Annotated in this window: 12 protein-coding genes and 1 other RNA gene; 12 read left to right on the top strand and 1 reads right to left on the bottom strand. The window is 71.8% G+C overall.

Annotated features, from left to right (window positions below; translation table 11 throughout):
- Positions 1 to 115 precede the first annotated feature (115 nt).
- The 4 genes from ACH41F_RS23840 (at position 116) to ACH41F_RS23825 (ending at position 5,392) form a co-directional block, all read left to right on the top strand.
- Positions 116 to 1,792: a serine/threonine-protein kinase gene (locus ACH41F_RS23840; RefSeq protein WP_398837420.1), complete on the top strand. Its 1,677-nt coding sequence runs from the start codon at positions 116 to 118 to the stop codon at positions 1,790 to 1,792.
- 183 nt (positions 1,793 to 1,975) lie between these two features.
- On the top strand, positions 1,976 to 3,208 hold the full coding sequence (locus ACH41F_RS23835; RefSeq protein WP_391236314.1) for a protein kinase: 1,233 nt from the start codon (positions 1,976 to 1,978) through the stop codon (positions 3,206 to 3,208).
- A 169-nt stretch (positions 3,209 to 3,377) separates the two neighbouring features.
- A complete protein-coding gene (gene prfB / locus ACH41F_RS23830) occupies positions 3,378 to 4,481 on the top strand; it encodes a peptide chain release factor 2 (RefSeq protein WP_391236311.1) in 1,104 nt (367 codons plus the stop codon).
- Positions 4,482 to 4,780: 299 nt separating this feature from the next.
- The gene (locus tag ACH41F_RS23825) at positions 4,781 to 5,392 is read left to right on the top strand and encodes an LPXTG cell wall anchor domain-containing protein (protein ID WP_398837417.1); all 612 of its coding nucleotides are present in this window, start codon (positions 4,781 to 4,783) and stop codon (positions 5,390 to 5,392) included.
- A gap of 97 nt (positions 5,393 to 5,489) precedes the next feature.
- Here the strand turns inward: ACH41F_RS23825 and ACH41F_RS23820 are convergent, their stop codons facing one another.
- On the bottom strand, positions 5,490 to 5,681 hold the full coding sequence (locus ACH41F_RS23820) for a hypothetical protein (protein ID WP_391236305.1): 192 nt from the start codon (positions 5,679 to 5,681) through the stop codon (positions 5,490 to 5,492).
- A gap of 231 nt (positions 5,682 to 5,912) precedes the next feature.
- Here ACH41F_RS23820 and ftsE point away from each other — a divergent pair, with 231 nt between their 5' ends.
- The 8 genes from ftsE to ACH41F_RS23780 all read left to right on the top strand — a co-directional run bounded on the left by ftsE (position 5,913) and on the right by ACH41F_RS23780 (position 12,858).
- A complete protein-coding gene (gene ftsE, locus ACH41F_RS23815; RefSeq protein ID WP_391236303.1) occupies positions 5,913 to 6,602 on the top strand; it encodes a cell division ATP-binding protein FtsE in 690 nt (229 codons plus the stop codon).
- Between the two features lie 34 nt (positions 6,603 to 6,636).
- Positions 6,637 to 7,554, top strand: coding sequence for a permease-like cell division protein FtsX (gene ftsX / locus ACH41F_RS23810; protein ID WP_391236300.1), 918 nt, complete (start codon positions 6,637 to 6,639; stop codon positions 7,552 to 7,554).
- 67 nt (positions 7,555 to 7,621) lie between these two features.
- On the top strand, positions 7,622 to 8,791 hold the full coding sequence (locus ACH41F_RS23805; RefSeq protein WP_398837414.1) for a S41 family peptidase: 1,170 nt from the start codon (positions 7,622 to 7,624) through the stop codon (positions 8,789 to 8,791).
- 58 nt (positions 8,792 to 8,849) lie between these two features.
- A complete protein-coding gene (smpB, locus tag ACH41F_RS23800) occupies positions 8,850 to 9,392 on the top strand; it encodes an SsrA-binding protein SmpB (protein ID WP_398837448.1) in 543 nt (180 codons plus the stop codon).
- 111 nt (positions 9,393 to 9,503) lie between these two features.
- Positions 9,504 to 9,890: a transfer-messenger RNA gene (gene ssrA / locus ACH41F_RS23795) on the top strand.
- 94 nt (positions 9,891 to 9,984) lie between these two features.
- The gene (locus tag ACH41F_RS23790) at positions 9,985 to 11,205 is read left to right on the top strand and encodes a hypothetical protein (RefSeq protein ID WP_398837412.1); all 1,221 of its coding nucleotides are present in this window, start codon (positions 9,985 to 9,987) and stop codon (positions 11,203 to 11,205) included.
- A 67-nt stretch (positions 11,206 to 11,272) separates the two neighbouring features.
- Positions 11,273 to 12,298 (top strand): DUF4232 domain-containing protein, encoded by a 1,026-nt coding sequence (locus ACH41F_RS23785; protein ID WP_398837410.1) that lies wholly within the window; start codon positions 11,273 to 11,275, stop codon positions 12,296 to 12,298.
- Positions 12,295 to 12,858, top strand: a complete 564-nt coding sequence (locus ACH41F_RS23780; protein ID WP_398837409.1) for a hypothetical protein — start codon at positions 12,295 to 12,297, stop codon at positions 12,856 to 12,858. Before ACH41F_RS23785 ends, ACH41F_RS23780 begins: the two co-directional genes overlap by 4 nt.
- Positions 12,859 to 12,882 lie beyond the last annotated feature (24 nt).

Here is a 12,882-nt window from a genome sequence, read left to right as displayed (position 1 = left end):
GGGAGCCGGAGGTGGGCGTCTTTCCTTCGAACAGGCTTCGCAGCACATACGTAGTGCCCAGGGAAGCGGCACTACAGTGGGTCGGAACATACGCAAGCAACAGGGAGCGCATGACGTGCGGCCGGTAGGCAGCAAGTACTTCCTCGAGGAGCCGCTCGGACGCGGCGCCACGGGCACCGTCTGGCGCGCCCGGCAGCGGGAGGCCGCGGGCGCCGAGGCGGCCGTGCAGGGCCAGCCCGGAGAGACCGTCGCGATCAAGGTCCTCAAGGAGGAGCTCGCGAGCGACCCGGACATCGTGATGCGGTTCCTGCGGGAGCGCTCCGTCCTGCTCCGGCTGACCCACCCGAACATCGTCCGGGTGCGCGACCTGGTCGTCGAGGGCGATCTGCTCGCCCTTGTCATGGACCTCGTCGAGGGTCCCGACCTGCACCGCTACCTGCGTGAGAACGGCCCCTTCAGCCCGGTCGGCGCCGCCCTGCTCACCGCGCAGATCGCCGACGCGCTCGCCGCCAGCCACGCCGACGGTGTCGTGCACCGCGACCTGAAGCCCGCGAACGTCCTGCTGCGCCAGGACGGCGGCCGGATGCACCCGCTGCTCACCGACTTCGGCATCGCGCGCCTCGCCGACTCCCCCGGCCTGACCCGCACCCACGAGTTCGTCGGCACGCCCGCGTACGTGGCCCCCGAGTCCGCCGAGGGCCGCCCGCAGACCTCCGCCGTCGACATCTACGGTGCCGGCATCCTGCTGTACGAGCTGGTGACCGGCCGTCCGCCGTTCGCCGGCGGCTCCGCTCTCGAAGTCCTCCACCAGCACCTCAGCGCCGAGCCCCGCCGTCCCTCCACGGTCCCCGAACCGCTGTGGACGGTCATAGAGCGCTGTCTGCGCAAGAACCCCGAGGACCGGCCCAGCGCCGAGAACCTCGCGCGCGGCCTGCGGGTCGTCGCCGACGGCGTCGGCGTGCACGCGAACTCCGCGCAGATCGCCGCCGCCGAGAACGTCGGGGCCCTCCTCGCCCCCGACCCGGCCCCGGCGGCCGTACCGGGCTCCGCCGACCCCACCCAGGTGCTGCCGCACGGCGCGGGCGCGTACGACCCGAACGCCGCGACCAACGTCCTGCCGCACGTCGGCGCCGCCGACCCCACCGCCGTACTGCCCCACCGGGGCGCCGCCGACCCGACGGCCGTCATGCCGCCGGTGCCGCCCGGTCAGCCGGGACAGCAGGGCCAGCAGGGGCAGGGCGGCCCCGAGGACCCGCACCCCTGGCAGAACCAGCTGCGCGCGGCCCGCGACCGCAACGAGCAGACCCAGGTCCAGTACCTAGACCCCAACGAGGACCCGCTGCGCCGCCGCCCCCAGCGGCAGGTCCAGCGCCCGCAGCAGCCGCCGCAGCGCCAGCAGCGTCCACAGCCCCAGCAGCAGCCCCAGCAGGGACAGGGCTACGGCGGTCGGCCGCAGCAGCAGCAGCGACAGCAGCCGCAGCGGTACGCCCCGCCGCCTCCGCCCCAGCCGCAGCCGCAGCGGTACGCGCCGCCGCCGCAGCAGCCCCAGCGCGAGCCCCGGCAGCCGCGGCAGCGCAGCGCCAACCCGATGCGGATCCCGGGGCTGGGCTGCCTCAAGGGATGCCTGTTCACGATCGTCATCCTCTTCGTCGCGGGCTGGCTGATCTGGGAGCTGAGCCCGCTCCAGGACTGGATCGGCACGGGCAAGAGCTACTGGGCCCAGATCGGCGACATCATCAGCACGGTCTCCGGGTGGATCGGCGATCTGGGCGGCGGCACGTCCGGGCAGTAGCCGTTCCCCCGGCGACTCTGGAGATTTGTCGACACCTGGCGGGTGATTTCGGTCTCCGTGGTGAAGATGGCCTCGTCGGGCGCGTAGTTTTGTCGACCGGGGTCTGGGGGCCCGCGGCGCAGCCGTCGACGGCACAGCCCCCAGGCCGGCGCAGCGGCGACACACGCGTCTGTAGGAGCAGCCTTGGCACGGAAGATCGGCAGCCGGTACACCGCCAACCAGATCCTGGGGCGGGGCAGCGCCGGCACGGTGTGGCTGGGCGAGGGTCCCGAGGGGCCCGTCGCCGTCAAGCTGCTGCGCGAGGACCTCTCGTCCGACCAGGAGCTCGTCGGTCGGTTCGTGCAGGAGCGCACGGCCCTGCTCGGACTCGAGCACCCCAACGTCGTCTCGGTCCGCGACCTGGTGGTCGACGGCAACGACCTCGCCCTGGTGATGGATCTCGTCCGCGGCACCGACCTGCGCACCCGGCTCGACCGGGAGAAGCGGCTGGCGCCCGAGGCCGCGGTCGCCATCGTCGCCGACATCGCCGACGCCCTCGCCGCCGCGCACGCCGCCGGGGTCGTGCACCGTGACGTCAAGCCGGAGAACGTCCTGCTGGACATGCAGGGCCCGCTGGGGCCGGGTGGCTCGCACCGCGCCCTGCTCACGGACTTCGGCGTCGCCAAGCTCATCGACACCCCGCGCCGGACCCGCGCCACGAAGATCATCGGCACGCCGGACTACCTGGCCCCGGAGATCGTCGAGGGGCTGCCCCCGCGCGCGGCCGTGGACATCTACGCGCTCGCGACGGTCCTGTACGAGCTGCTGGCCGGCTTCACGCCCTTCGGCGGCGGGCACCCGGGCGCGGTCCTGCGCCGCCATGTCACCGAGACCGTCGCCCCGCTCCCCGGCATCCCCGACGAGCTGTGGCAGCTGATCGTGCAGTGCCTCGCCAAGGCCCCGGCCTCCCGGCTGCGCGCCTCGGAGCTGGGCGCGCGGCTGCGGGAGCTGCTGCCGCTGCTGGCCGGGATGACGCCGCTGGACGTGGACGAGCCGGACCCGGAGGAGACCACGGAGGAGCCCTACGAGGCGCCCTCGCAGCAGCCGGCCGCGGCGCCGGTGAAGCGGGGCGCGGTGCCGCTGGTGCGCGGTGCGAAGCCGGCCGACTCCAACCGGGACACCCACACCTCGATGCGGGTGCCGGCGCCGGACGAGCTGGCGGGGGGCGCGCGGGGCACGGCGCGGGTACCGCGGGCGGCGGGGGCCCCGCGGCCCGGTTCCGCGCGCAACCGGGCCGCGACGCGGCGACGCCGGGTCGTGGTGAGCGTCGCCGCGGTGGTGCTCGTGGCGGCCGGGGTGGGCACCTGGGCGGCGACCTCCGGTGACGACACGGGAACTCCCCAGGACACCAAGAACTCGGCACCGGCGTCCCCGTGACCGGTGGGGGCGCCGGTCGAGGCCCCCGCCGCCCCTCCCCGTCCCCCCTGGGGCCGCGCCCCCGCTGTCGGCCCCGATCGGGCCCCGTCCTCGCACGCCGGACGGGCCGGACGGTGCCGCGGCCCGCTGTCCGGCCGAGGTCGGTTGCCACAGCCGTTAGGCTGGGAGCGTGGCAGTCGTCGATGTATCCGAAGAGCTCAAGTCCCTCTCCTCGACCATGGAGTCGATCGAGGCCGTTCTGGACCTCGACAAGCTGAGGGCAGACATCGCCGTGCTCGAGGAGCAGGCGGCCGCGCCGTCCCTGTGGGACAACCCGGACGAGGCGCAGAAGATCACCAGCAAGCTGAGTCACCTCCAGGCCGAGGTCAGGAAGGCCGAGGCGCTGCGCGGGCGGATCGACGATCTCTCCGTGCTCTTCCAGATGGCCGAGGAGGAGGACGACCCGGACACCCGTGCCGAGGCGGAGTCCGAGCTCGTGTCCGTGAAGAAGGCGCTGGACGAGATGGAGGTCCGCACCCTCCTCAGCGGTGAGTACGACGCCCGTGAGGCGCTCGTCAACATCCGCGCCGAGGCCGGTGGCGTCGACGCCGCCGACTTCGCCGAGCAGCTCCAGCGCATGTACCTGCGCTGGGCCGAGCGCCACGGCTACAAGACCGAGGTCTACGAGACGTCGTACGCGGAGGAGGCCGGCATCAAGTCGACCACCTTCGTGGTGCAGGTGCCGTACGCCTACGGCCAGCTCTCGGTCGAGCAGGGGACCCACCGGCTGGTGCGCATCTCGCCCTTCGACAACCAGGGCCGCCGTCAGACCTCCTTCGCGGGTGTCGAGGTGCTGCCCGTCGTGGAGCAGTCCGACCACGTCGACATCGACGAGTCCGAGCTGCGGATCGACGTCTACCGGTCCTCGGGCCCCGGCGGCCAGGGCGTCAACACGACCGACTCCGCGGTGCGCATCACGCACCTGCCGACCGGCATCGTGGTCTCCTGCCAGAACGAGCGCTCGCAGATCCAGAACAAGGCCACGGCCATGAACGTGCTCCAGGCCAAGCTGCTGGAGCGGCAGCGCCAGGAGGAGCGGGCCAAGATGGACGCCCTCAAGGACGGCGGCAGTTCCTGGGGCAACCAGATGCGTTCGTACGTCCTGCACCCGTACCAGATGGTCAAGGACCTGCGCACGGACTTCGAGGTCGGCAACCCGCAGGCCGTGCTCGACGGTGAGATCGACGGTTTCCTCGAAGCCGGAATTCGCTGGCGCAAGCAGCAGGAGAAGTAACCGACAGAGATTTGTCGACAAGGCAACTGCCGCCCGCGAGGCGGCAGTTGCCTTTTCTGTGACCGGATGTCTGGGTTTTACGTCACACTCACAGGCTTCAACTCGCCGCAAAGATCGCTTACCTGGACATCGCGTGCGCAACGGCCTTGACGTTGCTTTGAAAAATGGGAAGGGTAACGCGCGGCATGCGTGTCTCTGGGGCGCATGTGAACCGGGGGAGAGTTGCGAACCGCCACCCCCGTCGATCACCGCCCCGAGCGCCGCCTCACTGACGATGAGCTACTGGGGGTAGCAACCTTATGACCAAGAAGACGCGGATCCGGATCGCGCGCATAGCCGCCGGTGCCGTGATCGCGGCCGGCGCCTCGCTGACCGCCGCCGGCGCCGCCTCCGCCGCGGAGGCGGATGACTGCCTGCTCGGCGTGCTGTGCGGCGAGGAGTCGCCCAGCCCGGACCCGACGCCGACGGACACGGTCCCCACCGACCTGCCGACGGACCTGCCGACGGACCTCCCCACGGAGGAGCCGCCCATCACCGACGAGCCCACCACCGAGCCGACCGAGCCCACGGAGGAGCCCACCGAGGAGCCCACCGCGGAGCCGACCGACGACGGAGGCAACGGCGGCGGTAACGGCAACGGCAACGGCAACGGCAACGGCGGGGGCAACGACAACGACCCTGACGGCGGTTCCCACACCGGCACCCAGGAGGAGGGCACCTCGGCGCTGACCGACACCGGCGCGCAGACCTCCAACGGCACCGCCGCCCAGGGCAGCGGTGACGAGCTCGCCGAGACCGGTGCCGCGGAGACCACCTTCCTGCTGATCGGCGCCGCGACGATGATCGCCGGCGGCATCGGCTTCCGCGTCCTGCCGCGCCTCGTGGGCGGCCGCGGCGGCGCCACCGCCTGACGGTGACCACGCGCACCCGCCCGGTGCGCACGCAGTACGACGAGGGGCCCGGAGCGGACATCCGCTCCGGGCCCCTCGGGCGTCCGGGGGCGGCCGACTAGGCGGTCTGGTGGGCCAGCAGGGCCAGCGCCGCGATCAGCACCGCGAGCAGGGCGATGAGTGCCATGGGGCTGAGCTGGGCGAACGGGTTCTCCTGGGAGAGCCGCTCACGGTTCGCACGGCAGACGGGGCAACGGCCCTCGTTCACGGGCGCGGCGCAGTTCGCGCACACCAGCCGGTCGTACGTCATGCGCTCGCCCTCCTAGTGCCGGTTCCATGTACAGAACGCTCCCCGGGTCCGGAACGTTCCCCCTCCACTGTGCCAGGTTCCTCCGAAAACGGCTCGAGCGCTCTTCGAGTCACCCCCTGGGCGGGTACACAAAAGGCACATCAGGCATGCAACCGCAACCGGTGCCTGCGGACGCGCACCCCGGTCGCGTAAGGTCACGCACATCTACCCCCGGCCAACCGTGGTGCATCCGTGATCCGATTCGACAACGTCTCCAAGGTCTACCCCAAGCAGACCCGCCCCGCACTCAGGGATGTGTCCCTGGAAGTGGAGAAGGGCGAGTTCGTCTTCCTCGTGGGGTCCTCCGGCTCCGGAAAGTCCACCTTCCTGCGGCTGATCCTCCGCGAGGAGCGGTGCAGCCACGGACAGGTGCACGTCCTGGGCAAGGACCTCGCGCGCCTGTCCAACTGGAAAGTGCCGCAGATGCGCCGCCAGTTGGGGACGGTGTTCCAGGACTTCCGGCTCCTGCCCAACAAGACGGTCGCGGAGAACGTGGCCTTCGCCCAGGAGGTCATCGGCAAGTCGCGCGGCGAGATCCGCAAGTCCGTGCCCCAGGTGCTCGACCTCGTCGGGCTCGGCGGCAAGGAGGAGCGCATGCCCGGTGAGCTCTCCGGTGGTGAGCAGCAGCGCGTCGCCATCGCGCGGGCCTTCGTCAACCGCCCCAAGCTGCTGATCGCCGACGAGCCCACCGGCAACCTCGACCCGCAGACCTCCGTCGGCATCATGAAGCTCCTCGACCGGATCAACCGGACGGGCACCACCGTGGTCATGGCCACGCACGACCAGAACATCGTGGACCAGATGCGCAAGCGCGTCATCGAGCTGGAGCAGGGCCGCCTCGTCCGCGACCAGGCGCGCGGCGTCTACGGCTACCAGCACTGACCGCCCAGTCCACGGAAAGGCCCAACCAGACGCCATGCGCGCCCAGTTCGTACTGTCCGAGATCGGTGTCGGTCTCCGTCGCAATCTGACGATGACGTTCGCCGTCATCGTCTCCGTCGCCCTGTCACTCGCCCTCTTCGGCGGCTCGCTCCTCATGAGCGACCAGGTCAGCACCATGAAGGGCTACTGGTACGACAAGGTCAACGTCTCCGTCTTCCTCTGCAACAAGAGCGACGCCGAGTCCGACCCCAACTGCGCCAAGGGCGCGGTGACCGCCGACCAGAAGAAGGAGATCCTCGCCGACATCGACAAGATGCCGGTCGTCGAGAAGGTCACCTACGAGTCGCAGGACCAGGCGTACAAGCACTACAAGGAGCAGTTCGGCGACTCCCCGCTGGCCGCCTCCCTCACGCCGGACCAGATGCAGGAGTCGTACCGGATCAAGCTGAAGGACCCGGAGAAGTACCAGGTCGTCGCGACGGCCTTCGACGGCCGGGACGGCGTGCAGTCCGTGCAGGACCAGAAGGGCATCCTGGACAACCTCTTCGGCCTCCTCAACGGCATGAACTGGGCCGCGCGCGCGGTGATGGCGCTCATGCTGGTCGTCGCCCTGATGCTGATCGTCAACACGGTGCGCGTCTCGGCGTTCAGCCGCCGGCGCGAGACCGGCATCATGCGCCTGGTCGGCGCCTCGGGCTTCTACATCCAGGCCCCGTTCATCATGGAGGCCGCCGTCGCCGGTCTCATCGGAGGCGCGGTCGCCTGCGGATTCCTGGTGATCGCCCGGTACTTCATCATCGACCACGGCCTGGCCCTGTCCGAGAAGCTCAACCTGATCAACTTCATCGGCTGGGACGCCGTCCTGACCAAGCTCCCCCTCATCCTGGCGACCAGCCTGCTGATGCCGGCTCTGGCAGCGTTCTTCGCGTTGCGCAAGTACCTGAAGGTGTGACACACGCCAAGAGGGCCGTCCGGTCAACCGACCGTGCGGCCCTTCGTGTTGTCCTAGACTCACCCGCATGTCAGGCCGTGACCTGTTCTGTCAGCCCCGCCGTATCGGCCGCGGGGCGGCTCTGACGTTGGTGTTCGCCAGCGTGCTGGTCGCGGGGGCCGCCACCGGGTCGCTGCCCGAGGGCGACCGGAAAGACACCCGGGACACGGCCGGTTCGGCCGCGCCGGCCGGGCACCACGAGAACGTGGCGGAGGCCGCCGCCCGTGCCATGGCCGCCGGGAAGTCCCCCGTGGAGGCGGCCGAGCGGGCCGTCAGCCGCAGCGGCGACCGGTGGGGGGCCGTCTACTCGCCGGGGGAGTACGAGGAGTTCGAGGACGCCCTCGACGGGCGCTACACCGGCGTCGGGCTGTGGGCGCGGCGGGAGCGGGACGGGCGGATCGAGGTGACCAAGGTGCGGGCCGGGTCGCCCGCGGCCACCGCCGGGATCCGGGCCGGGGACCGGCTGCGCAGTGTCGACGGACGTGCCGTCGACGGGCGGCCCGTGACCGAGGTGGTCTCCTTACTGCGCGGTGAGGCCGAGGACGCCACCGCCGGCACGGCGGTCACCCTCGGGCTGGAGCGCGGCACGCACGCGTGGCGCGAGACGCTGCGGCGGGCCCGGCTGTCCACGGACTCGGTCACCGTCCGCCGGCTCCCCGACGGCACCACCGTCATCAAGATCGACTCGTTCACCAAGGGCTCCGGCGCCGCCGTCCGCACCGCCGTGACCCGCGCCCCCGCCGCCTCCGGCGTCATCCTGGACCTGCGCGGCAACTCCGGCGGCCTGGTCACCGAGGCCGTCACCGCCGCCTCCGCCTTCCTCGACGGCGGCCTCGTCGCCACCTACGACGTCGACGGCGCCCAGCGGGCCCTGCACGCCGATCCCGGCGGCGACACCACCAGACCCCTGGTCGCGCTCGTCGACGGCGGCACGATGAGCGCGGCCGAGCTGCTCACGGGCGCGTTGCAGGACCGGGGGCGCGCGGTGGTGGTGGGCTCCCGGACCTTCGGCAAGGGCTCGGTGCAGATGCCCAGCCGGCTGCCGGACGGGTCGGTCGCCGAGCTGACGGTGGGGCACTACCGGACACCGTCCGGGCGCGGCGTCGACGGCAAGGGCATCACCCCCGACCTCGACGCGGACCAGCGGATGATCGAGCGCGCGGAGACGGTCCTGAGCGGTTTGAGCCCCCAGTCGTAAACGACTTCCCGTACACCCCCTCCGTAGTGCGAAAATGGGCGACACTATGAGCAAGGGAATGTACGTACCGAAGGAGTCCCAGCCCAAGCCGGGCGGGGCGGCCGCCAAGGCCAGGGACGGCGAGAAGGGCGGCAAGAAGAAGATCGTCGCCCAGAACAAGAAGGCCCGGCACGACTACGCGATCGTCGACACCTACGAGGCGGGCCTCGTCCTCATGGGCACCGAGGTCAAGTCGCTGCGCGAGGGACGGACCTCGCTGACCGACGGCTTCGTCCAGATCGACCGGGGCGAGGCGTGGCTGCACAACGCCCACATCCCCGAGTATCACCAGGGCAGCTGGACCAACCACTCCGCGCGCCGCAAGCGCAAGCTGCTGCTGCACCGCGAGGAGATCGACAAGCTGGAGTCGAAGGCCCAGGAGACCGGGCACACGATCGTGCCCCTCGCCCTGTACTTCAAGGACGGCCGGGCCAAGGCCGAGATCGCGCTCGCGCGCGGAAAGAAGGAGTACGACAAGCGGCAGACCCTGCGTGAGAAGCAGGACCGGCGCGAGTCGGACCGGGCGATCGCGGCGGTTAAGCGCAAGCAGCGCGGCCAGTAGGGCGGGGCCGCCGGAATACGGTGGCATCGGCCCGCGTTGGTCACGTACGATGGCACTGCACCCCACAGCGGGTGCGGCCCCCTCTCACGAGGGACTTTGAAAAAACAACATGGGGATGATCGGTTTCGACAGCGGATGTCGAGGCAGGGGAAGCGTGTCGAGGAAGCGGCAATGATCTCGTAAACCATATGTCGCAAAAAATAATCGCCACTAACAAGAGCGATTCCCGCGCCTTCGCCCTCGCTGCCTAATAAGCAGTGAGAGAAGGCCCTAACGGGTGTCAGCCCGGGAGTGTTCCCGACCCGGACCCTGGCATAATCTAGGGAACTAAACCATCGAGCCCGGTCACGGGGTTCGATGGGAAACCAAACAGTGACTGGGCCCGTCGGCGACTTGTTCGCGTGATCGCCGGGGCCGAGAAAATCACAGCGAACTGCACACGGAGAAGCCCTGGTTCTGCACCGTTGGACGCGGGTTCGATTCCCGCCATCTCCACCATTTCCCATGTGGGCGAAGGCCCCGCGGCCTACGGGCGGCGGGGCCTTCGTCATGCCGGAATGCCGGAAGCCGAGCGGGGGCGAGCGGGGGGACGATGACACGGCAGGACGAGCACGAGCCGTACTACGTGCTGTACGACACGGATTTCGGGCTCAGCGGTCTCGCCGGGCGGGCGCCGGGGTTCGAGAAGGACGAGCAACTCGGCGCGGATGCCCGGAGCCTGCTGGAGTCCGGCCTGCCCGAGCACGTGCTCCGCACCCTGTGGCGGGCCGCCGACCAAGAGCGCTCCGACCCGGCCCGGTCCGGCACGACCGTACGGTCCTGGCTGCGGGCCTGCTCCGACGCCTGGCCGCCGCAGACCCCGGGACGCCCCCCGTTCCCGGCGGGGCTGAAGGACGACGTGCTCGCCGAGATCGAGGCGCTCGCGCCCGACCTGGCGCGGGCGGCGCCGACGGACACCGTCCCGGCCCTGCGGAGGGCCGTCGCCGAGGCCGGACCCGATCTCGGCTTCCGACTGCTGCTGCGCGTCCTGAAGACCTGGTCCGTGCGCGTCGACAAGGCGCGCTACGACCGGTTCATCCGGCTCAGCGACCCTTTCGGGTACCCCTTCGCGGTCGTCCGTGACGGCCTGGCCGTCGACTGGCCGCCGCTCGACGCCGACCGGCGCGACTCCGCCTGGGACTTCGGCCTCTCCGCGCTCACGGCACGGTTCGCCGGCGAATGGTACGAGGCCACGGCCGAGGAGGTCGTCCGTGCGGTGGCCGCGGGGGACGGTGCCCTCCAGGCGCCGGGCAGCGCTGCCGCCGAACTGCTGGAGGACGTGGTGCGGCTGCTGGACTCGCCGCTGCCCGACGAGACCCTCGGCAGGGTGTGGCTGGCCGCCGCCGACGGCGGCCTCGGTGTCGGACCCGACGGCGCGGGCGTACGGCCCTGGCTGGAGGAGGTCGCCGGGATCTGCCGGGACCGGCTGCGGGTCACCGCGCCCGGTCACCGCCCCGGGGCGGCGCCGGCGCGCTCTGACCTGACGGACGCGGTGCTGAGCGAACTGCGGGACCTGGCACCGGAGTTCGCCTGCAGGACCGTGCAGCCCCACGGCCGCGCCCTGTCCGGTGCCGACGCGCTCGGGGCACTGGAGCGGGTCGTCGCCGAGGTGGATCCCGACCTGGGCTTCCGGCTGCTCCTGCGGGTCCTGATCGTGCTCTGGGTGCCGCTCGACCCGCGGCGTCACGCCCGCTACCAGGCGCTCGGGGACCGCTTCGGCTACGGGGAGTTCCATGTGAGCGACATCGAGGGCCTCGTCGACAGTGACCTGTGACACCGCTGTGACCGGAGGTGTGGCTTCCGCCACTGCCGCGGTGCCCCGCCCCTGGTGAGGTGGGCGGATGTCCAGCGCCTCGCGGGCCGTGCCCGCAGTACTCGCCGGTGTTCTGCTGCTCGCCGGGTGCGGTTCCGAGCGTGCCCCGCGGGAGGGGGACACCGCCGGCGGTCCGCCCGGCACCACCCCGTCGTGCCCGTCGGAGTACGCGCGGTACGGCGCCCCGCCCGCCTCCGCCCCGCCCTCCTTCACTCCCTCCGGCACCCCGACACCGCTGCCCCTGCCGTCCACCGGCGGCCCCGACGAGGACGGTGTGCAGGTCACCGGCCTGTACGCGTGGGCCGCCGACAGCGGCTGCGAGGCCGATCTCACGGCCGAGTTCGAGGTGACCAACCCGGGACCGGCGGCGGCCGCCTACACGGTGACCCTCGGCTTCGTCACGGCGTCCGGGAGCGCGGTCGAGAACGTCGAGGGGACCGTCGCGTCGGTGGGGCCGGGGCGGACCGCCCAGGGCACCGTCGCCCTGGCGCGGACGGCCGGTCACGCGCCCGAGGTGTCGGGGGTGCGGGTGGTGAAGGTGCGCAGCGTGCCCGCCGGCGAGGCGGCGACCGCGTCCGGACCGTGCCCCGCGTCCGGGACCCACCTCTACCTGGACCAGGGGGACGCCGCCATGGGCCTGCGTGTCGTCGGCCTCCACCTCGTCAACTGCGGTACCCGGCCCTACGCGCTCGACGGCTACCCGGAGCTGCGGCTCCTCGGCGCGGACCACACCCCGATCGAGGGGGTGCGGGTCCTCGACGGGACCGAGCGGATCAGCACCGCCGTGGGCGGCGGCGGCGCCCCGCGCCCCGTGACGCTGCGACCGGGCGAGGCCGCACGGACCACCCTCGCCTGGCGCAACACCACCGAGGCCGGTCTCGACGGCCCGGTGAACGTGCCGTACCTCCAGGTGCGCCCGAAGCCCGGCGCCGACCCGGTCACGGTGGTCCCCGAACTGGACCTCGGGACGACGGGGCTGCTCGGCGTCGGACCCTGGGAGAAGGACGAGGCCTACCGGGGGACCGGGACGGGTACCGCGCCGGCGGCCCCGTGACCGGATTCCTCGCCGTCCTCGGCTGTGCCGTCGCCCTGCTCCTGCTCGGCCATCCGGCGGTCGTACCCGGCGTCAAGGTCTTCGTGCTCACCGCGCCCCCGGTGGTCGCGGTGGTCTGGCTGCTGGAGGAGGTCTTCGGGCGGCCGACCGCCGCGTTCGTCGTCGCCGTGGCGTTCGGCGTGGTGCAGATCGCGCTGAACGGGGTCCTCGGCCACCCCCGGCTGCCGGCCGCGGCGAAGGTCACCGTCTTCGTCACGATCCCGGTGGCGGCCCTCGCCTGGCTGCTGACCGTCACGGCCGACGACTCGCTCAAGGACCCCGGCGAGGACCCGTGCACCCAGCGCTACGGGGGCGACGGCGTCTCCCGGGCCTTTCCCCCGCAGGCGTACTGCCGTTACGAGGACGGCAGCACCCACGACCTCGCGCCCGGCGCCCAGTTCGTGTTCTGGGTCTGCTTCGCCGTCAGCGTGCTGCTGCTCGCGGCCGGTCTGTGGCAGGCCGTCCGGCACCCCGGGACCCTCGTGCGGCAGTTCGGCAGGGACCGCGCCGCACTGCGGTGAACCACCATGGCGGGCAGGCCCGTT

The sequence above is a fragment of the Streptomyces sp. NPDC020489 genome (genome assembly GCF_044386545.1).
Lineage (GTDB): Bacteria > Actinomycetota > Actinomycetes > Streptomycetales > Streptomycetaceae > Streptomyces.
Note: the sequence above shows the minus strand (reverse complement) of the source record. Positions and strands in the feature narration are given on the sequence as shown.

Excerpts from the sequence above, each read along its gene's own strand:
- ACH41F_RS23825 (WP_398837417.1), top strand. The coding sequence starts at position 4,781 with ATGACCAAGAAGACGCGGATCCGGATCGCGCGCATAGCCGCCGGTGCC.
- ACH41F_RS23820 (WP_391236305.1), bottom strand. The coding sequence starts at position 5,681 with ATGACGTACGACCGGCTGGTGTGCGCGAACTGCGCCGCGCCCGTGAAC.
- ftsX (WP_391236300.1), top strand. The coding sequence starts at position 6,637 with ATGCGCGCCCAGTTCGTACTGTCCGAGATCGGTGTCGGTCTCCGTCGC.
- ACH41F_RS23805 (WP_398837414.1), top strand. The coding sequence starts at position 7,622 with ATGTCAGGCCGTGACCTGTTCTGTCAGCCCCGCCGTATCGGCCGCGGG.
- smpB (WP_398837448.1), top strand. The coding sequence starts at position 8,850 with ATGTACGTACCGAAGGAGTCCCAGCCCAAGCCGGGCGGGGCGGCCGCC.
- ACH41F_RS23790 (WP_398837412.1), top strand. The coding sequence starts at position 9,985 with ATGACACGGCAGGACGAGCACGAGCCGTACTACGTGCTGTACGACACG.
- ACH41F_RS23785 (WP_398837410.1), top strand. The coding sequence starts at position 11,273 with ATGTCCAGCGCCTCGCGGGCCGTGCCCGCAGTACTCGCCGGTGTTCTG.